The organism is Methylobacterium sp. 1A (assembly GCF_058072805.1).
This window is the reverse complement of sequence record NZ_JBYQVE010000001.1, coordinates 2,106,777-2,132,762: the sequence shown is the minus strand read 5'-3', so window position 1 is coordinate 2,132,762 and position 25,986 is coordinate 2,106,777. Positions and strand designations below refer to the sequence as shown.

Sequence of the window (25,986 nt, the reverse complement as noted above, 5' to 3'; positions counted from 1 at the left end):
GGGGGCAAGTCCCCGCCGCCGCGTTTACATTTGAGAATCCGCCGGTCAGGCTGCGGAGCCTGCCCGAAGGAGTACGCGCCATGGCGCGCCCGACAAGCGCGCGGGACCGTCTCGTGCGTGTCACCGCCCAGACCGCCGCGCTCTGCGCGATCCTGCTCTCGCTCGGCGGTTGCGTCGGCAGCGACCTCGCGCGACGCGCGACCGGGCCGCAGGCCGAGCTGTCACCGCCGGCCGCCGTGCCGGATGCGCCGGGCGCCGCGCCCGCGGCGCCGTCGATGCCGGCCGCGGGCGGCGGCGGGCGCATCGGGGCGGGCTCGGTGAAGGTCGCCCTGGTGCTGCCGCTGACCGGCCAGGGATCGACCGTGGGGGCCGCGATGCGCAACGCGGCGCAGCTCGCCTACGACGAGGCCCAGCAGCCCGACCTGACGCTCATCGTCGAGGACGACCGGGGCAGTCCGGACGGCGCCCGGGAGGCGACCCAGGAGGCGCTGCGGCAGGGCGCCGAGATCGTGCTCGGCCCGCTCTTCGCCGGCAGCGTGCAGGCCGCCGCGGCCGTCGCCAGGACCGCCGGCAAGCCGGTCATCGGCTTCTCCACGGACGCGACCGTGGCGAACCAGGGCGTCTACCTGCTGAGCTTCCTGCCGCAGCCGGAGGTGGACCGCGTGGTCGAGGACGCGGTCGCGGGCGGAAAGAGGTCCTTCGCGGCGCTGATCCCCGAGACCGCCTACGGCAACGCCGTCGAGGCGGCGTTCCGGGAGGTCGTCGCCCGCAAGGGCGCGCGCGTCGCCGCCGTGGAGCGATACCCGGCCGGCGCGCCCGGCCCGGCGGTCGAGCGGCTCGCGCGGGTGATCGCCGGGCCCGGCGCCACCGCCGACGCGCTGTTCATCCCCGAGACCGCGGACGCGATGCCCGCCGTGGCGGCCGCGCTGACGAAGGCGGGCTTCTCGCCGGCACGGGTGCGGCCCCTCGGCACCGCCCTCTGGAACGAGCCGTCACTCTTCGTGGTGCCGGCCCTCCAGGGTGGCCGCTTCGCCGCGCCGGACCGCGTCGGCTTCTCGAATTTCAGCGCGCGCTACCAGGCCCGGTTCGGCGCCGTCCCGCCGCGGGTGGCCTCGCTCGCCTACGACGCGGTGCTGCTCGCGGCGGCCCTGTCGCGGCGCTACGGCTCGCAGCGCTTCGCCGAGACCACCCTGACCAACGGCCTGGGCTTCGCCGGCGTCGACGGGACGTTCCGGTTCCGGCCGGACGGTCAGAGCGAGCGGTCCCTCGCGGTCTACGAGATCCGCAACAACGCCGCGACGCCCGTCAGCCCGGCGCCCCGGGTCCTCGCGAAGCCCGCGATCTGATCAAGCGGCGAGCTCGGCGACCAGGGCGTTGAGCACCGGCGCCCCCTGCGCCGTGGCGGCGATGCGGCCGCCCGGCTGCCGCTCGAGCAGGCCGTCCCCGATCAGCATGCCGATGCGGTTGCCATTCAGGGGCCGGCCCTTGAGCGCCGCGTAGCGGTCGGGATCGATCCCCTCGCGCAGGCGCAGGCCCATCACCAGGAACTCGTCGGCCTGGTCGGCGGCCGAGAGGCTCTCGGTCTCGACGATCCCGTGGCCCTCGGCCTCGACGCGGGCGAGCCACGCCTCGGGCGACCGCTCCGTCACGGTTCCGACCCGGCCCCGGCCCGTCACGAGCCGTCCGTGGGCGCCCGGACCGATGCCGGCATACTCGCCGTAGCGCCAGTAGAGCAGGTTGTGCCGCGATTCCGCCCCGGGCCGCGCGTGGTTCGAGATCTCGTAGGCCGGGAGGCCGGCCTTCGCGCAGAGCTCCTGGGTGACGTCGTAGAGGGCGCGACCGACCTCGTCGTCCGGCGTCACCAGCTTGCCGGCGGCTGCGAGCCCGTGGAACGGCGTCCCGGGCTCGATGGTGAGTTGGTAGAGCGACAGGTGCTCGGCGGCCCGCGCGAGCGCATCACTTAGCTCCGCCCGCCACAGATCCGGCGTCTGCCCCGGCCGGGCGTAGATCAGGTCGAAGGAGGTCCGCGCGAAGGCCGACTGCGCCAGGGCGATCGCGCCGAGCGCCTGCGCGGTGTCGTGCAGGCGCCCGAGGGTCCGCAGCGAGGCGTCGTCGAGGGCCTGGATCCCGAGCGACACCCGGTTGACCCCGGCGGCGCGGTAGCCCTGGAAGCGGCCCGCCTCGACGCTCGACGGGTTGGCCTCGAGGGTCACCTCCGCGTCCGGCGCGACCGCCCAATGCTCCGCCACCGCGTCGAGCAGCCCGGCCACGGTCGCGGGCTGCATCAGCGAGGGCGTGCCGCCGCCGAGGAAGATGCTGGTCACGGTCCGGCCCGGCGTGCGGGCGGCGGTGTGGGCGATCTCGGCGCGGAAGGCTGCCAGGAAGCGCGGCTCGTCCACGCCCGCGTGGCGGACGTGGCTGTTGAAGTCGCAGTACGGGCACTTCGCGGCGCAGAAGGGCCAGTGCAGGTAGATCCCGAAGCCCGCGTCGCGGGTCGGATGGTCCGGGCCGGTCGATGACATGATGGCGGGCATGTGAGCGCCCGCGCGTCGTTTGGCAATCAGGCGCCGGGCGCGAGGCAGGCGCGGCTCAGCTCGACGAAGGCCCGCGCCCGGTGCGACAGGCCCCGCCCCTGCTGCCAGTCGACCCCGTGCTTCTCCTCGGCGCTCATCTCGCCGAAGGTGCGGTCGTGGCCGTCCGGCCGGAAGATCGGGTCGTAGCCGAAGCCTGCGGAGCCCTTCGCGGCGACGAGGTCGCCGAAGACCCGTCCCTCGAACAGCTCGGTGTGCCCGTCCGGCCAAGCCAGCACGAGGGCGGACACGAAGTGCGCCCGGCGCTCGGCGGCCCCGCGCCGGTCGAGTTCGGCGAAGATCCGCGCCATCGCGCCGGTGAAATCCTTGGTCGCGCCGGCCCAGCGGGCCGAGAAGATGCCCGGCGCGCCGTCCAGGGCGTCGACGCACAGGCCGGAATCGTCCGCGAAGGCCGGCAGCCCGGTGGCGTCGGCCGCCGCCCGCGCCTTGATCGCCGCGTTCTCCGCGAACATCGTGCCGGTCTCGTCGGGCTCGGACAGGCCGAGCTCGCCCGCCGACACCGCCTCGATCCCGAACGGCGCGAGCAGGTCGCGCATCTCAGCGAGCTTGCCGGCATTGTGCGTGGCGATGACCACCTTCCCGGTCAGACGGCGGCTCACGCGAGGGCCTCCTTCTGCAGGGCGACCAGCCGCTCGGTGCCGGCGCGGGCGAGGCCGAGGAGCTCGAGAAGCTGCTCCTGCGTGAAGGGCTCCATCTCGGCGGTGCCCTGCACCTCGACGATGCCGCCCCGGCCGGTGAGCACGAAGTTGGCGTCGGTCTCGGCCGCCGAATCCTCGGCGTAGTCGAGGTCGAGGACCGGCGTGCCCTTGTACAGGCCGCAGGAAACGGCGGCGACGTGGTCGCGCAGCGGATCGACGGAGATGATCGAGCGGGTCCGCATCCAGGCGAAGCAATCGTGCAGCGCCACCCAGGCGCCCGTGATCGCGGCTGTCCGGGTGCCGCCGTCGGCCTGGATCACGTCGCAATCGATCGTGATCTGGCGCTCGCCCATGGCCGGGAGGTTGGTGACGGCGCGCAGCGAACGGCCGATCAGACGCTGGATCTCCTGGGTCCGCCCCGACGGCTTCCCGGAACCGACCTCGCGGCGGGTGCGTTCGTGCGTCGCACGCGGCAGCATGGCGTACTCGGCCGTGACCCAGCCCTTGCCGGAACCGCGCAGCCACGGCGGCGCGCGCTCTTCCAGCGATGCGGTGCAGAGCACCCGGGTGTTGCCGAAGCTGACGAGGCAGGAGCCCTCGGCGTAGCGCGAGACTGCGCGCTCCAGGCTCACGGGCCGCAACTCGTCGGCGGCACGCTTGGAAGGCCGCATCGCGGGCCCCTTCTGTCGAGAGTGTCGAGGGCCGGGCTCTTAGGCCGCCGCGCAACCGCGGGCAAGCATCGCCGTACGGATTGATCCGCGCGGGACGGTTGGACATGATCGGACCACAGGATGACCCCGTGACACACCCCAGTCCCAATTTCTCGAACGGCCAAGCGATGCAGGCGCTCGCCGCCCTCAACGAGCGTGCCCGGGAGATCTTCCGGCAGATCGTGGAGAGCTACCTCACGACCGGCGAGCCGGTCGGTTCCCGGAATCTCGCGCGCATCCTCCCGATGGCGCTGTCGCCGGCCTCGATCCGCAACGTCATGGCGGATCTGGAGCATTCCGGCCTCATCTTCGCGCCGCACACCTCCGCCGGCCGCCTGCCGACGGAGCTCGGCCTGCGCTTCTTCGTGGACGCGATGCTCGAGCTCGGTGACGTCAGCCAGGACGAGCAGGCGCGCATCGAGGCGCAGATGCGCGCCGCCGCCTCGGGTCACACCTTCGACTCGGCCCTGGCCGAAGCCTCGACCATGCTGTCCGGCGTCTCCCGGGGCGCCGGGGTCGTCCTGACCACCAAGGCGAACGTCAACCTGAAGCACATCGAGTTCGTGCGCCTCGATCCGGCCCGCGCTCTCGTCATCCTCGTCTCGGACGACGGCTCGGTGGAGAACCGCCTCGTGGACCTGCCGGCGGGCCTGCCGGCCGGTGCCCTCCAGGAGGCGACGAACTTCCTCAACGCGCGCCTGCAGGGGCGCACCCTCGGCACGCTGCGCGCCGAGATCGAGGCCGGCCGCAAGGCGATGAAGCGGGAGCTCGACGCGATCACCGAGCGCCTCGTCGATGCCGGACTGGCCACGCCGGTCGGCCCGACGGAGGCTCGCCAGCTGATCGTGCGCGGGCAGGCCAACCTGCTCGACGACCTGCGCGCGGTCGAGGATCTCGAGCGGATCCGCCTCCTGTTCAACGATCTGGAGACCCAGAAGGACGTGATCGATCTCCTGTCCCGCGCCGAGGGCGGCGAGGGCGTGCGGATCTTCATCGGCTCGGAGAACAAGCTGTTCTCGCTCTCCGGATCCTCGCTGATCGCGGCGCCGTTCCGCGACGGCTCGCAGAAGATCGTGGGCGTCGTCGGCGTGATCGGTCCGACCCGGCTGAACTACGCGCGGATCGTGCCGATGGTCGACTACACGGCGCGCGTGGTGTCGAAACTCCTGGACGGCGGGCGGTAGAGGGCACCGGGCAGAGGATCCGCCCGGCACACCGATCTCCCTGTGATTGCCCGCTCAGGCCGGGATCACGTCCACGATCTCGTAGGTGTCGGGATCGATGATCACGATGTCGTCGCGGACCAGGACGAAGTCGTAGCCCTCGTATTCCGGCACCAGCTCGATGATCGCCGGCGGCAGCCTGTGGAGCCTGACCGAGCGGGGGATCGCGGTGCCGATCGCCAAGCCGAAAGCCACGTCCCGGAGCGGCGAGACGCCCAGACGCGTGATCGAGCTGCGGAACTCGGTCCGCTGACGGGTGTCGAGGCGGCCGACAGCGCCGCGGACGGCGCCTCGGTCGCGGGCACCGGCACGGCCGTCCCGTTCGCCGGCCGGACCGCGACCGCCGCGCTCGGGACCGGCCGCGTCGCGGTTGCCCCGCTCGGGTCCGGCACCCGGCTCGCGGCCACCCCGATCGCCGGCACCGCGTTCACCCGCACCGCGTTCGCCCGCACCGCGTTCGCCCGCACCTGGATTCGCGGCCGCGCCGCCCCGGTCCGCCGGTCCGTTGCGCTCGGCCGCGCCGCCCGGGCGACCCGGTCCCTCGGCGCCGCGCGGCCCACCCTCGGCACCGCCGGGACCGCGCATCGCCCCGCCTTCGGGCGCGCCGCCCCTCATCCCGCCGCCGGCACCGCCAGCAGGGCCGCCGGCCGGGCCGCCGCCGGACGGACCCGCGCCCGCTCCGGCCCCACCACCCGGGCCGCCGGCGCCGCCGCCCGCACCACCGGGTCCGGCCCCTCCGCCGCCCGGGCCGCCCTGCGCGAACGCCGTCGCCGCGCCGGCGACGACGATGGCGGCCGCGACCGCGTCTCTCAGAACTCGCTTCATGGCCTCTTCCTCCTGCGGTGGTCGGAACGCCATCGACGCCCACGCCGGCCCGCAACGGGGTCCTGAGGCGAACCGTTCCCTCCCGCGGCACTGTGGACCCGCGGCCGGTGACACCGCCCTGCGCTGTCCTCGGCTAAGTCGGATCACGGCCTTGCGATCGGGCGCGTCACCTGTAACGTCGCGCCGCACCAAGAAGAGACCGGCCTCGGCCGGCACCAAGATTGATCGACGGAGACGCCATGTCCGCCTCGCGCGACGATACGATCGGTATCGCACCGAGCGACCTCGATGATGCTGCGGACCGCAAGCGCCGGATCTGGGCGATCGTCGGCTCGTCGTCGGGCAATCTCGTCGAGTGGTACGATTTCTACTGCTACGCGTTCTTCGCGCTCTATTTCGCGCCGGCCTTCTTCCCGAAGGGCGATTCGACCAGTCAGCTCCTGCAGACCGCCGGTATCTTCGCGGTGGGCTTCTTCATGCGGCCGATCGGCGGATGGCTGTTCGGGCGCATCGCCGACCGGGTCGGCCGCCGGACCTCGATGGTCATCTCGGTGCTGATGATGTGCTTCGGCTCGCTGCTGATCGGCATCCTGCCGACCTACGAGCATGTCGGCACGCTGGCCCCCGTGCTGCTTCTCCTCGCCCGCATGCTCCAGGGCCTGTCGGTCGGCGGCGAGTACGGCACCTCGGCGACCTACATGAGCGAGGTGGCGATCAAGGGGCGGCGCGGGTTCTTCGCCTCGTTCCAGTACGTGACGCTGATCGGCGGCCAGCTCCTCGCCTCGCTGGTCCTAGTGCTGCTGCAGACTGTGATGACCGGCCCGGAACTCACCGCCTGGGGCTGGCGCATCCCGTTCTTCATCGGCGCCGCGCTGGCGGTCGTCGCGCTCTATCTCCGGCGCTCGCTGGCCGAGACGAAGGACAGCAGCGACAAGGAGACCGCCGGCACCTTCTCGGCTCTGGCCAAGCACTGGCGGGCGTTCCTGGTCGTGGTCGCCTACACGGCCGGCGGCTCCCTGAGCTTCTACACGTTCACGACGTACATGCAGAAGTACCTCGTCAACACCGCCGGCATGCCGAAGACGTCGGCCTCGCAGACGATGACGGTGGTGCTGTTCGTCTACATGATCATCCAGCCGATCTTCGGCGCGCTCTCCGACAAGATCGGCCGCAAGGCGAACATGCTGCTCTACAGCGGCCTCGGCACGCTCATGGTGGTGCCGCTGATGACGGCCCTCGGCACCAACAAGGACCCCTACCTCGCCTTCGCGCTGATCACCCTCGGGCTCGCCGTGGTGTCGTTCTACACGGGCATCAGCGGCATCGTGAAAGCCGAGCTGTTCCCCACCAACGTCCGGGCGCTCGGGGTCGGCCTCTCCTACGCGATCGCCAACGCCACCTTCGGCGGCACCGCCGAGTTCGTCGCCCTGTGGTTCAAGGACGCCGGCATGGAGAGCACGTTCTTCTGGTACGTGACCGTCCTGATGGCGATCGCCTTCGTGGCCTCGCTGATCATGCCGAACCCCAAGGTCCACGGCTATCTCGACGGCGCGGGCACCGTCGAGGAGGCGCTGGGGAAGAAGCCGCGCCTCGCCCACGCCTGATCGGACGCCCGGCTGGACCGGGCCGGACTTTCACGCTGATATGCCTCCCGCCGGGCGCGCCAGACGCCCGCGGGAGGACGCCATGTCGAGGAACGCCGCCGCCGGGGCGCTGGCCCTGCTCTGTCTCGCCATTGCATCGCCGTCCGGAGCCGCCGAGCCGGGTGTCGCCGACGGGCCGTTCAGGCCGACGCAGCCCGCGGGCTACTTCTTCGTCGGTGGCCGCTACGCCACCGCGGGCGGCAAGACGACGGCGTCCGGCCAGATGTTCGTGGAGTACCGCGTTCCGGAGCGGGTGACGCAGCCCTACCCGATCGTCCTGGTGCACGGCACCGCCCAGACCGGGACCAACTTCCTCGGGACGCCCGACGGCCGGCCGGGCTGGGCCGACCGCTTCGCCGCGCAGGGCTTCGCGGTCTACGTCGTCGACCAGGTCGGTCGCGGCCGCTCGGGCGGCGACCCGGACACCTACGGCCCCTACGCCCGCCTGCCCGCCGAGGATCTGGAGACGGTGTTCACCGGGCAGGAGCGGTCCGCGCTCTACCCGCAGGCGAAGCTCCACACGCAGTGGCCGGGTGGCGCCGGGATCCGCGGCAACGCCGCCTTCGATCAGTTCTACCTCTCCCAGGTGCCCTACATCTCCAGCGCGCTGCGGAGCGAGGAGCTGGTCGACCCGGCGCTGATCGCCCTGCTGGAGAAGATCGGCCCGGCGATCCTGCTGACGCACTCGCAGGCGGGCGTCTTCGGCTGGGCGGTCTCCGATCAGCGGCCCGACCTCGTGAAGGCGCACGTCGCCGTCGAGCCGAACGGGCCGACCTTCTACGACATCCGCTTCAAGGGCGGCGCGGACTGGTACGAGCGCGTCGGCGAGGCGCGGGCGCGGCCCTATGGCATCACCCGGGTGCCGCTGCACTTCGAGCCGCCGGTGAGCGGCCCGGCCGACCTGACGGTCGTCCAGGCGGAGAGCGCCGCCGCGCCCGACAGGATCCGCTGCTGGCTCCAGGCCGAACCCGCGCGCCGATTGCCGAACCTCGCCCGGGTGCCGGCGGTGATCGTGACCGCCGAGGCGTCGTTCCGGGCGACAATGGACGATTGCACGGCGGCCTTCCTGACTCAGGCGGGCGCGAAGCCGGACCGGCTGGCGCTCGCCGACCACGGCATCCGCGGAAACGGCCACATGATGATGCTGGAATCGAACAGCGACGCCGTGGCGGACGCGATCTCCGGCTGGATCCGGGGCCGGGTCCAGGGCCCGGTCCAGGGCCAAGTCGAAGCACCGGCCCGGCCTTAACCCACCGCTTACCCTGTCGGGCGAGGGTGCCCCCGTCATCCGACGAGGGACTGCATGACCGACATGACCGACACCGTGGGCGTCGCGGGCGACCGCATCCGCTCGATCATCGAGCGCGTGGAACGGCTGGAGGAGGAGATCAAGGACCTGATGGAGGCCAAGAAGGAGGTCTTCGCCGAGGCCAAGGGCGAAGGTCTCGACGTGAAGGTGCTCAAGGAGATCCTGAAGATCCGCAAGCAGGACAAGGACGAGCGCGACGAGCAGGAGACGCTCCTCGACGTCTACCTGCGCGCCATGGACGCGCCGTCGCCGGCCCCGATCGCCGCGGCGGCCTGACAGGCTTGACCGGGTGCGGCGCCGGGCGCCGCACCTCCTGTCCCGACCTCGAGGCTACGCCGCGAGATAGGCGGCGATGTTGCGCCGGATGCGCTTCAGGGGCTCCTCGGCCGGGTCCGGCAGGACGAAGCGCTTGCCCGTGATCGTCTCGTAGGCGCGGATGTAGACCGCCGCGGTCTCCAGGACGACCTCGGCGGGGATCTCCGGGATCGCGTCCTTGTACGGGTCGCAGCGGGCGACGACCCAGTTGCGCACGAAATCCTTGTCGAAGCTCTCCGGGGCCGAACCGGCGGCGAAGCGCTCGGGATAGCTCTGCGCGAACCAGTACCGGCTGCTGTCCGGCGTGTGGATCTCGTCGGCGAGGACGATCCGGCCCTCGGGATCCGTGCCGAACTCGTACTTCGTGTCGGCCAGGATCAGGCCGCGCTCCGCCGCGATCGCCGTCCCGCGCGCGAACAGCGCCAGGGCCGCCCTCGACACGGTCTCCCACTGCGCGCGCGTCAGCAACCCGCGCTCGAGGATCTCCGCCTCGGTGAGCGGCTCGTCGTGGCCGCCGTCGAACGCCTTGGTGGTCGGCGTGATGATCGCCTCCGGCAGGCGCTGGTTCGGCCGCATCCCGTCGGGGAAGGTGTGGCCGTACATGTCCCGCTCGCCCGCGCGGTAGCGCGTCAGGATCGAGGTCGACGTGGTGCCCGCGAGGTAGCCGCGCACCACCACCTCCACGGGCAGGATCTCCAGGCGCCGGCCGACCACCACGTTGGGATCGGGATAGGCGAGGACGTGGTTCGGGCACAGGTCGGCGGTCTGCTCGAACCAGTAGCGGGCGGTCTGGGTCAGGACCTGGCCCTTGAACGGGATCGCCGCGAGCGCCCGGTCGAAGGCGCTGATCCGATCCGACGTGATGAGGATGCGACGGCCGTCGGGGAGGTCGTAATTGTCCCGGACCTTGCCGCGGTAGTGCCGGGGCAGCTCGGGCAGGGTCGCGTCGCGCAGGACCTGATGCGCGTGCGGGGCGAGATCTGCCGTGTTCATCGGGCTTTCCGTCAGGCTGAACGGCGATCGCGCCGCCGGACTTCTGTGCGCGGACGGGGCGGGAAATTCCAGTCCCGGCCTCACCGAGGGCGCCCGGCGCCGGCCCTCGCCCTGGTCGCGCCCGACCGGGACCCTACACTTACGCGGGGACCAACGACGGTGGACGACCGGCCGCGCGACGCCGAGCGCTTCTGCCGGACGGCCGAGGCGCGATGAACGAGACACCCCAACCGTCGGTCAGAGATCCGTTCCTGCGCCGGATCGAGACCGTGGCCCTGTTCCGGCTGTCCGACGCGGAGCGCGCCGCCCTCGTCGCGCTCCCGCTGCAGGTCGCCCAGTTCGAGACCAACCAGGACATCATTCGGGAGGGCGACCGGCCGTCCCGGAGCTTCACGCTGCTCAGCGGTATCGCCTGCACCTACAAGTCGACACGCGCGGGCAAGCGGCAGGTGATGAGCTACCACGTGCCCGGGGATGTGCCGGATTTCCAGAGCCTGTTCCTGGAGGTACTCGACATCAACATCGCCACGGTGAGCGCCTGCCGCCTCGGCTTCGTCCAGCACGACGCGGTCCGGGCGATGCTGCGGGCGCACCCGCGCCTCAACGAGGTGTTCTGGCGCGCGACGCTGATGGACGCCGCCCTGGTCCGGGAATGGATGCTCAACACCGGGCGCCGGGAAGCGTATGCGCGGATGGCCCACCTGTTCTGCGAGCTGATGACCCGCCTCGACGCCGTCGGGCTGGCACCCGACCGGACCTGCGACCTGCCGATGACGCAGCCCGAACTCGCGGATGCCCTCGGGATCACGTCGGTCCACGTCAATCGGACGATCCGCGATCTCAAAGCCGCCGGCCTGATCACGCTCCGGGGTCGCCGCCTCACCGTCCACGACTGGGCCGGGCTGCAGGAAGCGGCCGAATTCGATCCGACCTACCTGCACCTGCGCGACGCGGAGACGCGCTGATTGGGACGCGCGGACGCGCGCGACCTGCAGCCGAGTATTGTCAGAAAATCGAGGATCCTGTCGCCGGCTCTACCGATCCGATGGTCGGGGGCTCAGCGGGATGATGGTGCCCAGGGACGGAGTCGAACCGCCGACACTGCGATTTTCAGTCGCATGCTCTACCAACTGAGCTACCTGGGCGTCGTCCGCGCCGGTGCCGGCCTCGGACGTCGCGGGGTATAGTGAGTGCTTGGCGGCCTGTCCAGCCTCGCGTGACATTGACGGGACCGGAAGGCCGAAAAATTCAGCGCCCCGGATCCGGCGGGGGCGGCGGCGCGTCGGGATCGAGCTCCTCGGGGATCGCGTAGCGCTCGTTGAGCCAGCGCCCCAGATCGACGTCGGCGCAGTGCTGGGAGCAGAACGGCTGGAACTCCGGCGCGGACGGTTTCCGGCAGATCGGACAGGGCGGCGGCCGGCGTTCGCGGTTCATGCGAGGGCGCCCCACCCGGCTCGCACAGGATACCCCTCGCCGTCGAGCAGGCTCAGGGTCTCGTAGAGCGGCAGGCCGACCACGCCGCTGTACGAGCCGACCAGCTTGACCACGAAGGCCCCGGCCAGGCCCTGGATCGCGTAGCCGCCGGCTTTGCCGCGCCACTCGCCCGAGGCCACGTAGCCCTGGATGTCCCGGCCCGAGAGCCGCTTGAACCGGACGCGGCTCTCGACGATCCGCTCGCGGCGCCCGCGGGGCGAGAGCACGCAGACCGCCGTGTAGACCCGGTGCTGCCGGCCCGAGAGCAGGCGCAGGCAATCCGCGGCCTCGTCGGGGATCTCGGCCTTCGGCAGGACGCGCCGCCCGACCGCGACGACCGTGTCGGCCGAGAGAAGCCAGGTCGGCGTCGTCGTGTCCTCCAGGTGGAGCGCCGCCTCGGCGGTGGCGAGCTTCGTCCGCGCGAGGCGCCGCGCAAGCTCGCGCGGCGGCTCGGCCTTGCGCGGTGTTTCGTCGATCTCGGCGGGCAGGAGCGCCGCCGGCTCGATCCCGATCTGCTGGAGCAGCGCGAGACGGCGGGGCGAAGCGGACGCGAGCACGAGTCGCGCCGTCGGCTCATGCGTCGCGCCGATCGCTTCAGGTTTGGCGTCCATGATGTCCCGTTCGCACAATCGACCGGAGCCGCGCGACCGGAGCCGTGCGCGCCCTGCGCGGCGGCACTTCGTCGGCCGGGACAGGCTCGATGCGCCTGCCTGATAAGGGAAGGGGTCCGGCTTGTGAACTCGAGCGGGTGCCGACGCCCTGGCGAACGCGCGTGGATTCGCCTGGGCGATCCCGCGCGGCCCGGTGCGTCCGCGGGCAGCGTTGCTCAGGTCTGGCGGCGCCTCGGCGTGACCGAGGGCGCCGACGAATCCAGCTCAGAGCCCGGCGCGAAAGCGTCCGCAAGAACAGCGCAAGATGTCGAGGCGGCACGTAACCCATCGTTAACCACGATCGACGCAGGATGGCGTCACTCCAATGGGATCGTCATCGATGCTGAACGCTGACCCGCTCGTGCCGCGCCCGAAGCTCGTCAATGCGGCCCTGCTCGCCCGCGCCCTCGACGGGCTCCGGCCGCAGGTCGCCTCGCCGGTCGAGATGTGGCAGCGCCTCACCGATCAGTACGTGGTCGACCTCGACGCGGTCGCGGCGCTCCTGCCCGCCGACGAGCCGGAGACGCGCTGGCTTCCCGCCCGCGACTGAGTCCGGACCGGACGGCGTTGCACCTCTCAAGGGACGCGTCGTGCTGCGCTGGCACATGACGTGCTTCAAGTCTTCAGCAACCGGAGGAAGCGACTAGGCAACGACAACGCGGTGGCTCGCACGCCGGAGCACCCCGCGGACCTTTCGATCACTCGAAGCTGAGGTCCGTCATGTCGGAATTGCTCTCCGTTGCCCTCGTCTGTGCCGGCACGCTGCTGGCCCAGGACTGCTCGCGCGACACCGCCCTCGACGTCATCGTCGCGCCGGCGCACACGCCGATGGAATGCCTGATGCACGCCCAGACGATGGCCGCCCAGGCCGGGTTGCCCGGGGGCAGCGACCGGTACCTCAAGGTCGCCTGCGAGCATCGTCGGAGCGAGTCCGACCCGCGCCCGGTCATTCGCCGCGCCTCGTGACGGCGGGGGTGTGACGGACGATTCGGCACACCCGAATGTGATCGGCGCGGCGCGTGGTGCATCAAAGTCACGTCACGACAATTCTTGTTCGCATCCGCCTATCGGACAGTTGCCGCCCCCGGGAACGGGACCCATCCTGCACGGCCACGCTGATGCAACCCTCACTCCGGCATCCGCCAACGTTGCCGCCCCGATGGCCCGCGTGCCGGGCAGGGCTCAAGCGAGTGCCTGCCCGATGCTGTACGACGCGTTCGATCTGCAGACCGACATGGCCGCCCAGACCCGGGCGTGGGGGCGGCTGCTGAACGACATCTGGTCGCCCTGGGTCGGGTGGGGCGAGCCGGCGACCTGGATGTCCGCCGGGGCCCGGATGATGATGCGCGCCGGCCTGACCTTCGCGCGGCCGCCCTACGGCATCGAGTCGGTGAATGTCGGGAACCGGAGCGTCCCGGTCTCCGAGGAGGCGGTCGAGGTCACGCCCTTCGCCACGCTGCTCCACTTCAAGAAGGACATCCACACCGAGCAGCCCAAGGTGCTGATGGTGGCGCCGATGTCGGGCCACTTCGCCACGCTGCTCCGCGCCACCGTGCGCACGATGCTGCCCGACCACGACGTCTACATCACCGACTGGCACAACGCCCGGGACGTGCCGCTCTCCGACGGGACCTTCGGCTTCGACGACTACGTGAGCCACCTCATCCAGTTCCTGCGGACCATGGGCGAAGGCGCCCACATGGTGGCGGTGTGCCAGCCCGCCGTGCAGGCGCTGGTGGCCGCCGCCGCGATGGCGCAGTCGAAGGACCCGGCCGCCCCGCGCAGCATGACCCTGATGGCCGGCCCGGTGGATTGCCGGATCAACCCGACGGGCGTGAACGAGCTCGCGACCTCCAAGCCGATCGAGTGGTTCGAGAAGAACCTGATCGCCACGGTGCCGTCCCGCCACAAGGGGGCTGGCCGCAAGGTCTATCCGGGTTTCGTTCAGGTCTCGGCCTTCATGGCGATGAACGCCAAGCGCCACGTCCAGGGCCACGCCGACCTGTTCTGGCACATGGCCAACGGCGAGCACGACAAGGCCGAGGCGATCGAGACCTTCTACGACGAGTATTTCGCGGTGCTCGATCTCGCCGCCGATTTCTATCTGGAGACGGTCAAGACCGTGTTCCAGGACCACGCCCTGGCCCGGAACGCGGTGTCGTATCGGGGCGAGCCGATCGACCTGCGCGCGATCCGCCGCACGGCGCTGATGACGGTCGAGGGCGAGCGGGACGACATCTGCGCGGTCGGGCAGACCATGGCGGCCCACGACCTGTGCTCGGACCTCGCCCCGTACATGCGGACCCACCACCTCCAGGCCGGCGTGGGCCATTACGGCGTCTTCGCCGGGCGGCGCTGGGAGTCGCAGATCTACCCGCAGGTGCGCAACTTCATCCAGGCGCACAACTGACCGGCGCGCCGGTCGGGCCGGCGTCGCGCCGATTTGACCCGCCGACCCGCGCGGCCCACCATGCTAGGCACGTGTGACGGGGCCCGCCGGGGGCGGCTCCGTGGGCCACTCCTTCGGCGTGAGGCGGAACGGTCGGCGTGATCGGCAGCAACGGCACCGAGAGCAAGACACGGGTGGGCGGAGCGGACGCGGCGTCCACGCGGCTCGACCGGCTCGTGGCGCAGGCGCGGGCCGCCGCCCTGTGGGAGCAGGCCTGGCCCGTGCTCTGGCGCGGTATCGGCGTCTTCCTGCTCTTCCTGGTCGTCTCCTGGGCGGGCGTCTGGCTCGACCTCACGCCGCTCTGGCGCCAGATCGGCCTCGGCGCCCTCGCCATTCTGTTCGTCGCCGCGCTCCTGCCGCTGATCCACATCGCCCGGCCGGACCGGCGCCTCGCCCTGGCGCGGCTCGACCGCGAGGCCGCTTCCCGCGATCCGAAGCTGCGGCACGGGCCGGCCTCGGCGGCCCAGGACAGCCTCGCCGTCGGCGCCGCCGATCCGGGGAGCCGGCTGCTGTGGGACCTCCACCAGCGCCGCGCCGCGCAGGCGATCTCGGCCCTGCGGGTCGGCCTGCCGCGGCCGGGCATGACCCGGCACGACCCCTTCGCGCTGCGCGCCGGCTTGGTGGTCGCAGCGGTCGCCAGCCTGTTCGTGGCCGGCCCCGAGTGGCGCCAGCGGATCGGCGCCGCCTTCGACTGGCAGGAGCCGGCGGCGCCCGGCCCGAACTTCCGCGTGGACGGCTGGATCGACCCGCCGCTCTACACGCGGCTTCCGCCGCTGCTGATCGCGATGGACGGGAGCGACCAGCACCTGCGCGCGCCGGTCAACGCGCAGCTGATCGTGCGGATCGCCGGCCAGGGCAAGGCCGCGTCCGAGACGACCCTCACGCCGAATGCCGGCCTCGTCCCGGTGCCGGGCCAGGAGGCGCGCGCCGACCTGCGCGAGGAGCGCTACCGCATCGTCGGCGGCGCCGCGCTGACGATCGTCACCCCGGCGGGCAAGCAGCGCCTCACGGTCGACGCGATCCCCGACCGGCCGCCGGAGGTGACCGCCGTGGGCGGCCCCGAGGTGAACGGGCGCGGCACCTTCAACCTGACCTACCGGGCGAAGGACGATTACGGGATCAGCTCGGCCGAGGCGGTGATCGAGCCGCTGAAATCCGCGCGGGCCCTGGTCCCGGTGCCGCAGATCAACCTGGCGCTGCCGGGCGACGCGAGCGGCGACACCGACACCAAGACCCTCGTGGACCTCACCGAGAGCCCGTGGTCCGGCGCGAAGGTCCGCTACCACATCGTCGTCAAGGACGAGGCCGGCCAGGAGGGGCGCACGCCGGACACCGAGATCGTCCTGCCGGCGCGGCCGTTCCGCGAACCGCTGGCGCGGGCGCTCGCCGAGCAGCGCCGCCGGCTCGTCATCGCGCCCGACACGGATCGCCGCTGGGTCCAGGGTGCGCTGGACGCCCTGCTGGTCGCGCCCGACACGTACACGCCGCAGCCCGCGATCTTCCTCGGCCTGCGGACCGCGACCGAGCGCCTGCGCCGCGCCCGCACGGATGCCGACCTCGTCGCGGTGGCCGACCTCCTCTGGGAGATGGCCCTCAAGATCGAGGACGGCGACCTGTCGGACGCCGAGAAGCAGCTCCGCCAGGCCCAGGACCGGCTGAAGGAGGCGATTGAGCGCAACGCGCCCGACGACGAGATCAAGCGCCTGACGCAGGACCTGAAGCAGGCGCTCGACAAGTTCCTGTCCGAGATGGCGCAGAAGCAGGGCCGCGAGCCCCGCGAGCAGAGCGAGCGCGGCCAGAACAACGGGCAGACCAAGACCGTCACGCCGGAGGATCTCGACAAGATGATCCAGGACATGGCGGAGGCGATGAAGCGCGGCGACACCGCCGAGGCGCAGCGCCTGATGGAGCAGCTGCGCAACATCCTGGAGAATCTCCAGACCGCCGAGCGCGGCGGACGCTCCGATCAGGCGTCCCGCGAGATGCAGAAGCAGATGCGCGATCTCGACGCGATGTCGCGCGAGCAGCAGGGCCTGCGCGACGAGACCTTCAAGGACGGCGAGGAGCAGCGCGACGGCCAGCGCCCGCAGAACCGCGGCCAGCCGCAGCAGGGACAGCGCGGCCAGCAGGGCCAGGGGCAGCAGGGCCAGCGCCAGCAGGGTCAGAAGGGTCAGCAGGGGCAAGGCCAGCAGGGTCAGGGCCAACAGGGCCAGAAGGGTCAGGGGCAGCAGGGCGAGGGCCAGCAGGGCGGCGTCGGCGAGCGCCAGCAGGCGCTCCGGCAGCGGCTGGAGGACCTTCAGAAGCGCATGAAGGAGAACGGCATGCGCGGCGAGCAGGGCCTCTCCGACGCCGAGGACGCCATGCGCGAGGCCGAGAACGCGCTGAAGGACGGCGATTCGGACGGCGCGGTCGACGCGCAGGGCCGCGCCCTCGACGGCCTCAAGCGCGGCGCCGACGGCATGGCCCAGCAGATGCAGGAGATGGCCGAGGGCCAGGGCGAGGGCCAGCAGGAGGGCGGCCAGCAGCCGGGCCAGCAGGGTCAGGCCGGCGCGCGCGACGACGATCCCCTCGGGCGCCCGACCCGCGGCCGCGACATGAGCGACGGGCGGGTCCGCGTCCCCACGGCCGACGAATCCGCGGTCCAGCGCGCCCGGCGCATCATGGAAGAGCTTCGGCGCAAGCTCGGGGACCCGAGTCGCCCCCGCGAGGAACTCGACTATTTCGAGCGCCTGCTCCGCCGCAACTGAGCGCCCGACACCTCAACGACGCGCCGAGCCGCATCGCGGCTCGCGCCCCACCCGGATCCCCGACCGCATGTCGTCCAACACCCTCGTCCTGATCGCCTGCCTCGCCGTCGCCGCGGTCCTGGTCGCGGGCCTCGCCAACATGATGCGCGGCGGCAGCGTGAACCTCTCGCAGAAGCTGATGCGCCTCCGGGTGCTCCTGCAGTTCGTCGCGATCGTGATCATCATGGGCGTCGTCTGGTGGCGCTCGGCGTGAGGGCGTCGGGCCGGGTGTGACCGCGCCGCCGCACCGAACACCTTTCGATCCGGTGAAGGATGAATAGGCCGCCCCGCCGCGCGGGCCTCTGCTACGCTCGGTAGAAGCAAATCGCTGCGCCTAACCGGCCGAGCCCGCATGACTGCCCCTTCCCGCCTCCGTCTGTTCGGCCTTCTGACCGGGGCGGCGATTCTGCCGGCTTCGGCCGCCGACCTCGCGCCGCCGCCGCCCGCCGCCTACGCGGCCCCTGTCCAGCCGCTCAGCATCGTGTCGGAGATCCGGATCGGCGGCGCGGTGCAGGATCCCGGGAGCGCCGAGGGCAAGCTCCCCGGATTCAGCAAGGCGAACGTCAACGGCGAGATCCTGTTCGCCAAGCCGCGCATCGGCGACGATCCGTTCTGGCAGGCCTTCGTGCCGCGGCCGACCGTCGGCGGCAGCTACAACACCGGCGGCCGGACCAGCTACGCCTATCTCGGCGCGACCTGGACGCTCGAGATCTTCCCCGAGACCTTCAACCGCCGCGTGTTCCTCGACGGGTTCTTCGGCGGCGTGGCCCATAACGGCTGGACCGGCCCGAAGGCCGAGACGCCCTACGGCTTCAACACCCTCGGCTGCTCGCCGATGTTCCGCGAGGCGGCCGCCCTGGGCTTCCGCCTCACGGAGCACTGGAGCATCATGGCGACGGTCGAGCACATGTCGAATGCCGGGCTCTGCGCCAACAACCGCGGCCTGACCAATTTCGGCGGCAAGATCGGCTACACGTTCTGAGGCACGCCACCCCGTGGTCAAGCTCAACCGCATCTACACGAGGACCGGCGACAAGGGGACGACCGCGCTAGCGGACGGGCAGCGGCGCTCGAAGGCGGACCTGCGGGTCGAGACCTACGGCACCGTCGACGAGACCAATGCCTGCATCGGCATGGCGCGCCTGCACACGCAGGGCCCCCTCGACGGGATGCTGGGGGCGATCCAGAACGACCTGTTCGACCTCGGCGCCGACCTCGCGACGCCGCCGACCCCCGAGCCCCTCCCCTACGAGCCGCTGCGGATCGTGGCGAGCCAGGTCGACCGGCTGGAGCGCGACATCGACGCGCTCAACGCCGCGATCCCGCCGCTGAAATCCTTCGTGCTGCCCGGCGGCTCGCCGGCTGCCGCGGCCCTGCACCTCGCCCGGACCGTCTGCCGGCGCGCCGAGCGGCTCGCGGTCAGCCTCGCTGCGCGGGAGGACGAGACGGTCTCGCCGGAGGCGCTGCGCTACCTCAACCGCCTGTCGGACTTCCTGTTCGTGGCGAGCCGGGCGGCGAACGGCGACGGGGCCGACGACGTGCTCTGGGTGCCCGGCGCCAATCGCTGAGCCGGCATCGCGGTTTTCGCGGGGCCGCCACGGCGCCGCGTTGACAAGGCGGAAATGTGGCCGTTACGGTCCGGCGCCTTGCGTGCCCCGGCCACGCTGCGCCTCGCGCGCCCGTGGGAGTGGCCTGCACGACGACAAGAATCCTCCGGGGAAGGATCGTGACCGCCATGAAGGTGCTGGTGCCCGTCAAGCGGGTGGTGGACTACAACGTCAAGATTCGCGTGAAGGCCGACGGCTCCGGCGTCGAGCTCGCCAACGTCAAGATGTCCATGAACCCCTTCGACGAGATCGCCGTCGAGGAGGCGATCCGCCTGAAGGAGAAGGGCAAGGTCACCGAGATCGTGGCCGTGTCGATCGGCCCGCAGCAGGCGCAGGAGACGCTGCGCACGGCGCTCGCCATGGGCGCCGACCGGGCGATCCTGGTGAAGACCGACGTGAACTGCGAGCCGCTCGCCGTCGCGAAGCTCCTGAAGGCCGTCGTCGAGAAGGAGAGCCCGGAGCTCGTCATCCTCGGCAAGCAGGCGATCGACGACGACTCGAACCAGACCGGCCAGATGCTCGCCGCCCTGCTCGGCTGGCCTCAGGGCACCTTCGCGTACAAGATCGAGCCCGGCGAGGGCAGCCTCGACGTCACCCGCGAGGTCGATGGCGGCCTGCAGACCGTGAGCCTCAAGCTGCCGGCCATCGTGACGACGGACCTCCGCCTCAACGAGCCGCGCTACGCATCGCTGCCCAACATCATGAAGGCCAAGAAGAAGCCCCTGGAGGAGCTGGCACCCGACGCGCTCGGCGTCGACGTCACGCCGCGGCTCACGGTGCTGAAGACCGCCGAACCGCCGGGCCGCTCGGCCGGCGTGAAGGTCGCCTCCGCGGCCGAGCTCGTCCAGAAGCTTAAGGTCGAAGCCGGCGTCATCTGATCCGAGGCGGGGCTCCCGGTCGACGGTCGAGCCCCGCGCCACCACCTTCGAGGGCACCAGCAGATCATGACGACACTCCTCTTCGTCGAGCACGGCAACGGCCAGATCAAGGACAGCACGCTGAAGGCGCTCGCCGCCGCCAAGGAGATCGGCGCGCCGGTCCACGCCCTCGTGCTGGGCACCGGCTCCAAGGCCGTGGCCGAGGCCGCGGGCAAGCTCGACGGCGTCGAGAAGGTCCTGAACGCCGAGGACGGCGTCTACGACCACGACCTCGCCGAGCCGGTCTCGGCGCTCATCGCCGCCATCGCCGAGCCGTACGACACGATCATCGCCTCGGCCTCGACAACGGGCAAGAACGTGCTGCCGCGCGTGGCCGCCCTGCTCGACGTCGCGCAGGTCTCCGACATCATCAAGGTGGTCTCGCCCGACACGTTCGAGCGGCCGATCTACGCCGGCAACGCCATCCAGACCGTACAGGCGCCCGCCGGCAAGAAGGTGATCACCGTGCGCACGGCGGCCTTCAAGGCGGCCGAAGAGGGCGGCGCCCCGGCGCCGGTGGAGGCCGTCTCGGCGGCGGCGCCCGAGGCGGGCGGCTCGAGCTTCAAGGGCGAGGAGATCGCGAAGTCCGACCGGCCGGAACTGGCCTCGGCGCGGATCATCGTCTCCGGCGGCCGCTCGCTCGGCTCCTCGGACAAGTTCCACGAGCTGATCGAGCCGCTGGCCGACTCGCTCGGTGCCGCCGTCGGCGCCTCGCGCGCCGCCGTGGACGCGGGCTACGCGCCGAACGACTGGCAGGTGGGGCAGACCGGCAAGGTCGTGGCGCCGGACCTCTACGTCGCGGTGGGCATCTCGGGCGCGATCCAGCACCTCGCCGGCATGAAGGACTCGAAGGTCATCGTCGCCATCAACAAGGATGAGGACGCGCCGATCTTCCAGGTGGCCGATTACGGCCTCGTCGGCGACCTGTTCCAGGTCGTTCCCGAGCTGCAATCCGAGATCGGCAAAGCCAAGGGCCAGTAACGGCACCGGATCTGGCAACCCGCGAGCATTGTCGCAGAACGCGGCTTCACGGGTTCCTTCCGGATCGAGGATTGGTCTAGAAGGCAGCAGCGGCGAGACTTCGCGCGGTGCCGTCGCGTCCGTGCCGTCCAGAGAGCTGGGCGGCAGCGCTGCGGCATCCGCCTTGGGGGCACAGGTCGGCACATGCATATGGAGATCAAGCGGGTCGGCATCGTCGGCGCGGGCCAGATGGGCAGCGGCATCGCGCAAGTCTGCGCCACCGCCGGCTTCGAGGTTCTGCTGAACGACCGCGATCCCGCCCGGCTCGAGAACGGCCTGTCGGTGATCGAAGGCAGCCTCGCGCGCCTCGTCTCGAAGGGCACGCTCACCGAGGGCGACAGCGGCGAGGCCCGCTCGCGCATCGTCCCCGCCCGCGACTTCGCTGCCCTCGGCCCGTGCGATCTCGTCATCGAGGCGGCGACCGAGAACGAGGCGACCAAGCGCGAGATCTTCACCACGCTGTGCGGGTCGCTGCGGCCGGAGACCCTGGTGGCGACCAACACGTCGTCGATCTCCATCACCCGGCTGGCGGCGGCGACCGACCGGCCGGAGAAGTTCATCGGCATCCACTTCATGAACCCGGTGCCGGTGATGCAGCTCGTCGAGCTGATCCGCGGCATCGCCACCGAGGACACGACCTACGAGTCGGCCAAGGCGTTCATCGCGAAGCTCGGCAAGACGTCGACGATGTCGGAGGATTTCCCGGCCTTCATCGTCAACCGGATCCTGCTGCCGATGATCAACGAGGCGATCTACACGCTCTACGAGGGCGTCGGATCGGTCGAGTCGATCGACACCGCCATGAAGCTCGGCGCGAACCACCCGATGGGCCCGCTGCAGCTGGCCGACTTCATCGGCCTCGATACCTGCCTGTCGGTCATGCAGGTCCTCTACGAGGGCCTCGCCGATTCGAAGTACCGGCCGTGCCCGCTCCTCGTGAAGTACGTCGAGGCCGGCTGGCTCGGCCGGAAGGCCAAGCGCGGCTTCTACGATTACCGCGGCCCGACGCCGATCCCGACCCGCTGAGAGGGCCGTGTGCGGGACGGCCCGAGCCGTCCCGCGCGCGACGCCTTACTTCGGCGCGCCGTTCGCGCCCGGCTGGGCCGGCTGCGGATAGGACGGGTTGCCGCCCGGAACGGCGGTGCTGTTCGACGGCGACGACCCGCCGGACTGGCCGTTGACCGAGCCCGTCACCTCCTTGCGCGACGCGTCCTGGCTCTGGCTGGCGTAGTCCTTCGGCGAGTTGGCGCCGTTCCACGTGAGCAGGCCCACGGTGGCGATCGCCAGCAGGACGAGACTCGCCACCAGGACCCAGAGCACCGGCTTACCGCGCTCGCCCTGGCGGCTCTCGTTGGGGTTCAGTCTCTCGGCCATGTGCAAAACCTTCCTCGGCGGGACGCCACACGCCGGAACGGGCGCTGTGCGACACGATCTCGTTACCGGCCGCCAACGCGGGGCCGCCGAGGCAGGTTCCTGACGGGGCCGGCTCAGCGCCCTGTCGTCAGCAGGATCTTGCCGAGATGGGCGCTTGATTCCATCAGCTCATGCGCCGCCCGCGCCTCTTCGAGCGGGAACGTGGCGTGGGTGACGGACCGGATGCGTCCGGCCTCGAGTTCGGGCCAGATGTCCCGACCGAGACCGTCGGCGATCGCGGCCTTGTCGGCCTTCCCGCGCGGCCGGAGCGTCGAGCCGGTGAAGGTCAGGCGGTTGCGCATGATCGGCGTGATGTTCAGCCCGTCGACCTTGTAGCCGCCCATCAGCGCGATCATCACCAGCCGCCCGTCCGGTGCCAGCGACTTCAGGTTCCGGGCGAGGTAGCTGGCGCCGATCATGTCGAGGATGACGTCGACGCCGCGCCCGTCGGTGAGGCGCTTCAGTTCCTCGGCGAAGTCGGCCTGCTTGTAGTCGATCGCGGCATCCGCCCCGAGATCCTCGCAGAACCGGCACTTCTCGGCGGAGCCCGCCGTCGCGAAGACCCGGGCGCCGACATGCTTGGCGATCTGGATCGCCGTGGCGCCGATGCCGCTCGACCCGCCGTGGACGAGGAAGCTCTCGCCGCGCGTCAGGCGGCCGCGCTGGACCACGTTGGAGTAGACCGTGAAGAAGGTCTCCGGCAGACCGCCGGCATCGACCAGCGAGACGGCCTTCGGTCGCGGCAGGCAGTGGGCCGCCTCGGCCACGGCGTACTCGGCGTAGCCGCCGCTGATCACCAGGGCGCAGACCTCGTCGCCGGCCGACAGGCCCTCGACCCCGCTGCCGAGCGCGACCACGCGGCCGGCGACTTCGAGGCCGGGAATCTCGGTGGCGCCGGGCGGCGGCGGGTACACCCCGGACCGCTGCGCGACGTCGGGCCGGTTCACCCCGGCCGCCACCACCTCGATCAGGACCTGGCCGGGCCCCGGGCTCGGCACGGGCGCGTTCTCCAGGCTGATCACCTCCGGTCCGCCGGAACCCGCGTAACGGATCTGGCGCATGGTCCCGGGCAGGTCGGTGGTGGCCATCAGCGATTGTCCTTCGCGCGCACGTCGTCTCGGCCGCGCTCACGGTGTCGCGGCCCGGCTCTACTTGCGGCAACGGGCGCGCTTGGCAAGCCGCGCGCCCGTTGCCGGTCCGGGGAGCCGCCTAGCGGGCCGCCGCCTTCACGGCGGCCGGGAGGACGATCGCGCCCTGCGCGAGGCTCTTCGGCCAGACCGCGACCTGCTTGCCGTCCTGCCACTGCGCCATCAGGCCGGTGACGAAGCCCGGCCCGTACTTGATCGAGTGGGTGAATTGGTCGTCCTTGCCGTAGAACTGCGTGCGCCCGACGGTGCCGACCCAGTCGGTCTTCTCCAGGGCGTCGACGAGCTTGTCGGCCTCCGTGGTGCCGGCCCGCTTCACCGCGTCGGCGGCGTAGTAGACCTGATCGTAGGCCATGTACCCGGCGTAGGACGGGTCGCTGCCGAAGCGCTTCTTGAACGCGGCGCTGAAGGCGAGCGACTTGTCGGTGATCGCCGCGCCCGGCACCGCGATGCTCTGGAAGATCACGCCCTGGGTCGCGCCGTTGGTGTTCGACCAGAAGGTCGAGGACGTCGCCTGTGAGTTCATGCCTGTCATGGCGAGCGGCACCTTCTGGTTCTGCCACTGCACGGTCGGCTGCACGCCGACATGCGAGATGCCTGTGACGATCAGATCGGGTTTGGCCGCCTCGATCTTGTTGTAGATCGGCGTGAAGTCGCCCGTGTCCGGCGAGAAGCGGATGTGGTCGACGACCTTCACGCCGATCTCGGGCAGGCACTTCTCGTAGCCGACGTCGAGAGGCCGGGTCCAGGCCGCGTCCTCGCTCATGATCGCGGCGGTCTTCACCTTCATCAGGTCGATCAGCATGTCCTTGGTGGAATCGCAGATGGACTGGGCGAGCGCCGCCGAGGTCAGGTAGCCGTGGAAGGTGTACTTGTTGCGCGCGTAGTCCTTGTGGACCGCGGCGCTGATCTCGTTCGAGGCAGCGCCGGGCGTGATCATCGGCGTCTTGAGCCGGGCCGCCCAGGGCATCAGCGCCAGCACGACCTCGGAGATGTAGCTGGCGATGACGAGGTTGACCTTGTCCTCGGAGACCGCCCGCTGGAAGGCTCGGACCGCGTCGGAGGCCGAGGACTTGTCGTCGTAGGTGACGACCTGGATCTGGCGCCCGTCGACGCCGCCCTGGGCGTTGATCTCGTCGGCGGCGAGCTGGACGGCCTGCGGGATCGAGGCCCCGACCACCGACTGCGCCTCGGCGATCACCCCGATCCTGATGGGATCCGCGGCCCGCGCCTGTGTCGATCCCAGTAATCCGGCCACTGCGAGCAGGGCGAGGGCCCGGCTCGAGACGCTGCGTTCCATCGGCATGGGCTTCCTCCTGCGGCCCGTGCGGCTTTTGCCGCCGCATCGGGTTCAGGACAGGATAGTGCAGCACGCGGATGCTTGAATACAGTGTGCAGATGCGGAAAGCCGTGACAGACGGGCGCTCACCTGTCCGCCCGGCCGAAGATCAGGCTCAGATTGTTGGCGGGCATGGCCACGCGCCGGACCAGGCTGAGCCCGTGCCGGGTCGCTTCCGCCGCGACGGCGTCGAGGTCCCGCACGCCCCAGGCGGGATCCCGCGCGCGTAAGGAGGCGTCGAAGGCGGCGTTGCTCTCCGCGAACGGCCGGTCCGCCTCGCGGAACGGCCCGTACAGGAACAGGACGCCGCCCGCGCTCAGGACCCGGCCGGCGCCGGCCATCAAACCCTCGGTGGCGGCCCAGGGCGCGATGTGGATCATGTTGATGCACACGATCCCGTCGACCCGCGCGACGGGCCACGCCGCGGCGGCGGCGTCGAGCGCGAGCGGCGGCCGGATATTGTCGAGCCCGGCCCGGAGCGCGTGCGCGGCGATGCTGCGCCGGGCGGCGGGTTCGGGATCGCTCGGCAGCCAGTCCAGGCCAGGCAGGGCCGCGGCGACGTGAACCGCGTGCTCACCGGAGCCGCTGGCGATCTCCAGAACGGTGCCGCTGTCGGGCAGGATCTCGCGGAGCACGGCCAGGATCGCGTCGCGGTTGCGCGCGACGGCCGGCGCCGTCAGGGCCTCGGTGACGTCGACGTCCCAGCCGAGCATGGAGGCCCTCCATCGGTCTGCGCAGTCCGTCGACGGGATGGCGGCCGGACGCGTCACGCACCCATATTGCGCGGGCGGACCCGTTGCCATACCGCATTCCACCGGTGTTCTGCCCGTTCGACGCGCTGTTCGCGCCAGCCTCCGCGTCTCTCGCGGTGCGAACCGTCCCGATCGGTCCGGCAGGGTTGAGAGCGCCGCCGCACTTCCGGACTTGCCGTCCTCCGAGA

The 25,986-nt window shown here is 71.3% G+C and carries 27 protein-coding genes and 1 tRNA gene; 16 read left to right on the top strand and 12 right to left on the bottom strand.

All coding sequences use genetic code 11. From position 1 onward, the window contains the following. The first annotated feature begins 80 nt into the window (after window positions 1-80). Complete coding sequence (locus tag ACX9MN_RS10425; RefSeq protein WP_489724350.1) at window positions 81-1,346, top strand: penicillin-binding protein activator; 1,266 nt, start codon at window positions 81-83, stop codon at window positions 1,344-1,346. On the opposite strand, the gene hemW is transcribed toward ACX9MN_RS10425, so the two are convergent. Genes hemW through rph form a run of 3 tightly spaced genes read right to left on the bottom strand, consistent with a single transcriptional unit; the run spans window position 1,347 to window position 3,900 of the window. Continuing rightward, on the bottom strand, window positions 1,347-2,534 hold the full coding sequence (hemW, locus tag ACX9MN_RS10420) for a radical SAM family heme chaperone HemW (RefSeq protein WP_489724349.1): 1,188 nt from the start codon (window positions 2,532-2,534) through the stop codon (window positions 1,347-1,349). 26 nt (window positions 2,535-2,560) lie between these two features. Then, window positions 2,561-3,190, bottom strand: a complete 630-nt coding sequence (gene rdgB / locus ACX9MN_RS10415; protein WP_489724348.1) for an RdgB/HAM1 family non-canonical purine NTP pyrophosphatase — start codon at window positions 3,188-3,190, stop codon at window positions 2,561-2,563. Further along, a complete protein-coding gene (rph, locus tag ACX9MN_RS10410; protein ID WP_056528382.1) occupies window positions 3,187-3,900 on the bottom strand; it encodes a ribonuclease PH in 714 nt (237 codons plus the stop codon). The genes rdgB and rph overlap by 4 nt, the downstream gene beginning before the upstream one ends. 167 nt (window positions 3,901-4,067) lie before the next feature. Here rph and hrcA point away from each other — a divergent pair, with 167 nt between their 5' ends. Continuing rightward, on the top strand, window positions 4,068-5,123 hold the full coding sequence (hrcA, locus tag ACX9MN_RS10405; RefSeq protein ID WP_020091867.1) for a heat-inducible transcriptional repressor HrcA: 1,056 nt from the start codon (window positions 4,068-4,070) through the stop codon (window positions 5,121-5,123). 54 nt (window positions 5,124-5,177) lie between these two features. On the opposite strand, the gene ACX9MN_RS10400 is transcribed toward hrcA, so the two are convergent. Continuing rightward, on the bottom strand, window positions 5,178-5,987 hold the full coding sequence (locus ACX9MN_RS10400; protein WP_091677148.1) for a DUF1236 domain-containing protein: 810 nt from the start codon (window positions 5,985-5,987) through the stop codon (window positions 5,178-5,180). 239 nt (window positions 5,988-6,226) lie between these two features. On the opposite strand from ACX9MN_RS10400, the gene ACX9MN_RS10395 reads away from it, so the two are divergent. The 3 genes from ACX9MN_RS10395 (at window position 6,227) to ACX9MN_RS10385 (ending at window position 9,215) form a co-directional block, all read left to right on the top strand. Then, window positions 6,227-7,591: an MFS family transporter gene (locus ACX9MN_RS10395; RefSeq protein ID WP_489724347.1), complete on the top strand. Its 1,365-nt coding sequence runs from the start codon at window positions 6,227-6,229 to the stop codon at window positions 7,589-7,591. Between the two features lie 82 nt (window positions 7,592-7,673). Beyond that, window positions 7,674-8,879, top strand: a complete 1,206-nt coding sequence (locus ACX9MN_RS10390; protein WP_489724346.1) for an alpha/beta hydrolase — start codon at window positions 7,674-7,676, stop codon at window positions 8,877-8,879. Window positions 8,880-8,933: 54 nt separating this feature from the next. Next, on the top strand, window positions 8,934-9,215 hold the full coding sequence (locus ACX9MN_RS10385) for a DUF2312 domain-containing protein (protein WP_020091862.1): 282 nt from the start codon (window positions 8,934-8,936) through the stop codon (window positions 9,213-9,215). A gap of 54 nt (window positions 9,216-9,269) precedes the next feature. Here ACX9MN_RS10385 and ACX9MN_RS10380 read toward each other — a convergent pair whose 3' ends face one another. Further along, on the bottom strand, window positions 9,270-10,247 hold the full coding sequence (locus tag ACX9MN_RS10380) for a phosphoribosylaminoimidazolesuccinocarboxamide synthase (protein WP_489724345.1): 978 nt from the start codon (window positions 10,245-10,247) through the stop codon (window positions 9,270-9,272). A gap of 212 nt (window positions 10,248-10,459) precedes the next feature. Between ACX9MN_RS10380 and ACX9MN_RS10375 the strand changes: the two genes are divergently transcribed. Further along, on the top strand, window positions 10,460-11,212 hold the full coding sequence (locus ACX9MN_RS10375) for a Crp/Fnr family transcriptional regulator (RefSeq protein WP_489724344.1): 753 nt from the start codon (window positions 10,460-10,462) through the stop codon (window positions 11,210-11,212). A gap of 104 nt (window positions 11,213-11,316) precedes the next feature. Here the strand turns inward: ACX9MN_RS10375 and ACX9MN_RS10370 are convergent. The 3 genes from ACX9MN_RS10370 to ACX9MN_RS10360 form a co-directional block, all read right to left on the bottom strand. Then, window positions 11,317-11,392 (bottom strand) — tRNA-Phe (locus ACX9MN_RS10370). Between the two features lie 103 nt (window positions 11,393-11,495). Next, entirely contained in the window at window positions 11,496-11,681 is a 186-nt protein-coding gene (locus tag ACX9MN_RS10365; RefSeq protein WP_489724343.1) for a DNA gyrase inhibitor YacG, read from the bottom strand. Beyond that, entirely contained in the window at window positions 11,678-12,331 is a 654-nt protein-coding gene (locus ACX9MN_RS10360; RefSeq protein WP_020091858.1) for a Maf-like protein, read from the bottom strand. The genes ACX9MN_RS10365 and ACX9MN_RS10360 overlap by 4 nt, the downstream gene beginning before the upstream one ends. Before the next feature lie 379 nt (window positions 12,332-12,710). On the opposite strand from ACX9MN_RS10360, the gene ACX9MN_RS10355 reads away from it, so the two are divergent. From ACX9MN_RS10355 to ACX9MN_RS10310, 10 genes are all read left to right on the top strand, one after another. Continuing rightward, complete coding sequence (locus tag ACX9MN_RS10355) at window positions 12,711-12,920, top strand: hypothetical protein (protein WP_020091857.1); 210 nt, start codon at window positions 12,711-12,713, stop codon at window positions 12,918-12,920. Between the two features lie 170 nt (window positions 12,921-13,090). Further along, window positions 13,091-13,336, top strand: coding sequence for a hypothetical protein (locus ACX9MN_RS10350; protein WP_020091856.1), 246 nt, complete (start codon window positions 13,091-13,093; stop codon window positions 13,334-13,336). Window positions 13,337-13,571: 235 nt separating this feature from the next. Beyond that, complete coding sequence (locus tag ACX9MN_RS10345) at window positions 13,572-14,780, top strand: polyhydroxyalkanoate depolymerase (protein WP_091677165.1); 1,209 nt, start codon at window positions 13,572-13,574, stop codon at window positions 14,778-14,780. Between the two features lie 137 nt (window positions 14,781-14,917). Next, window positions 14,918-17,566, top strand: coding sequence for a TIGR02302 family protein (locus ACX9MN_RS10340; RefSeq protein WP_489724342.1), 2,649 nt, complete (start codon window positions 14,918-14,920; stop codon window positions 17,564-17,566). A gap of 67 nt (window positions 17,567-17,633) precedes the next feature. Further along, window positions 17,634-17,819, top strand: coding sequence for a twin transmembrane helix small protein (locus ACX9MN_RS10335; protein ID WP_020091853.1), 186 nt, complete (start codon window positions 17,634-17,636; stop codon window positions 17,817-17,819). Window positions 17,820-17,957: 138 nt separating this feature from the next. Continuing rightward, a complete protein-coding gene (locus tag ACX9MN_RS10330; protein ID WP_489724341.1) occupies window positions 17,958-18,587 on the top strand; it encodes an acyloxyacyl hydrolase in 630 nt (209 codons plus the stop codon). A gap of 13 nt (window positions 18,588-18,600) precedes the next feature. Then, window positions 18,601-19,173 carry a cob(I)yrinic acid a,c-diamide adenosyltransferase gene (locus tag ACX9MN_RS10325; protein WP_056528350.1) on the top strand — a complete coding sequence of 191 codons (573 nt, stop codon included), beginning with the start codon at window positions 18,601-18,603 and terminating at the stop codon, window positions 19,171-19,173. A 167-nt stretch (window positions 19,174-19,340) separates the two neighbouring features. Then, complete coding sequence (locus tag ACX9MN_RS10320; RefSeq protein ID WP_056528346.1) at window positions 19,341-20,090, top strand: electron transfer flavoprotein subunit beta/FixA family protein; 750 nt, start codon at window positions 19,341-19,343, stop codon at window positions 20,088-20,090. A gap of 66 nt (window positions 20,091-20,156) precedes the next feature. Continuing rightward, window positions 20,157-21,110 carry an electron transfer flavoprotein subunit alpha/FixB family protein gene (locus ACX9MN_RS10315; protein WP_056528343.1) on the top strand — a complete coding sequence of 318 codons (954 nt, stop codon included), beginning with the start codon at window positions 20,157-20,159 and terminating at the stop codon, window positions 21,108-21,110. A 183-nt stretch (window positions 21,111-21,293) separates the two neighbouring features. After that, window positions 21,294-22,175 carry a 3-hydroxybutyryl-CoA dehydrogenase gene (locus ACX9MN_RS10310; RefSeq protein ID WP_026604743.1) on the top strand — a complete coding sequence of 294 codons (882 nt, stop codon included), beginning with the start codon at window positions 21,294-21,296 and terminating at the stop codon, window positions 22,173-22,175. Window positions 22,176-22,220: 45 nt separating this feature from the next. On the opposite strand, the gene ACX9MN_RS10305 is transcribed toward ACX9MN_RS10310, so the two are convergent. The 4 genes from ACX9MN_RS10305 to ACX9MN_RS10290 all read right to left on the bottom strand — a co-directional run bounded on the left by ACX9MN_RS10305 (window position 22,221) and on the right by ACX9MN_RS10290 (window position 25,759). Then, window positions 22,221-22,523 carry a flagellar basal body-associated FliL family protein gene (locus ACX9MN_RS10305; protein ID WP_020091847.1) on the bottom strand — a complete coding sequence of 101 codons (303 nt, stop codon included), beginning with the start codon at window positions 22,521-22,523 and terminating at the stop codon, window positions 22,221-22,223. A 113-nt stretch (window positions 22,524-22,636) separates the two neighbouring features. Continuing rightward, window positions 22,637-23,650, bottom strand: a complete 1,014-nt coding sequence (locus ACX9MN_RS10300) for an NAD(P)H-quinone oxidoreductase (RefSeq protein ID WP_489724340.1) — start codon at window positions 23,648-23,650, stop codon at window positions 22,637-22,639. A 121-nt stretch (window positions 23,651-23,771) separates the two neighbouring features. After that, window positions 23,772-25,013, bottom strand: a complete 1,242-nt coding sequence (locus tag ACX9MN_RS10295) for an ABC transporter substrate-binding protein (protein ID WP_091677173.1) — start codon at window positions 25,011-25,013, stop codon at window positions 23,772-23,774. 119 nt (window positions 25,014-25,132) lie between these two features. Further along, window positions 25,133-25,759: a DUF938 domain-containing protein gene (locus ACX9MN_RS10290; RefSeq protein WP_489724339.1), complete on the bottom strand. Its 627-nt coding sequence runs from the start codon at window positions 25,757-25,759 to the stop codon at window positions 25,133-25,135. Between the last annotated feature and the right edge of the window lie 227 nt (window positions 25,760-25,986).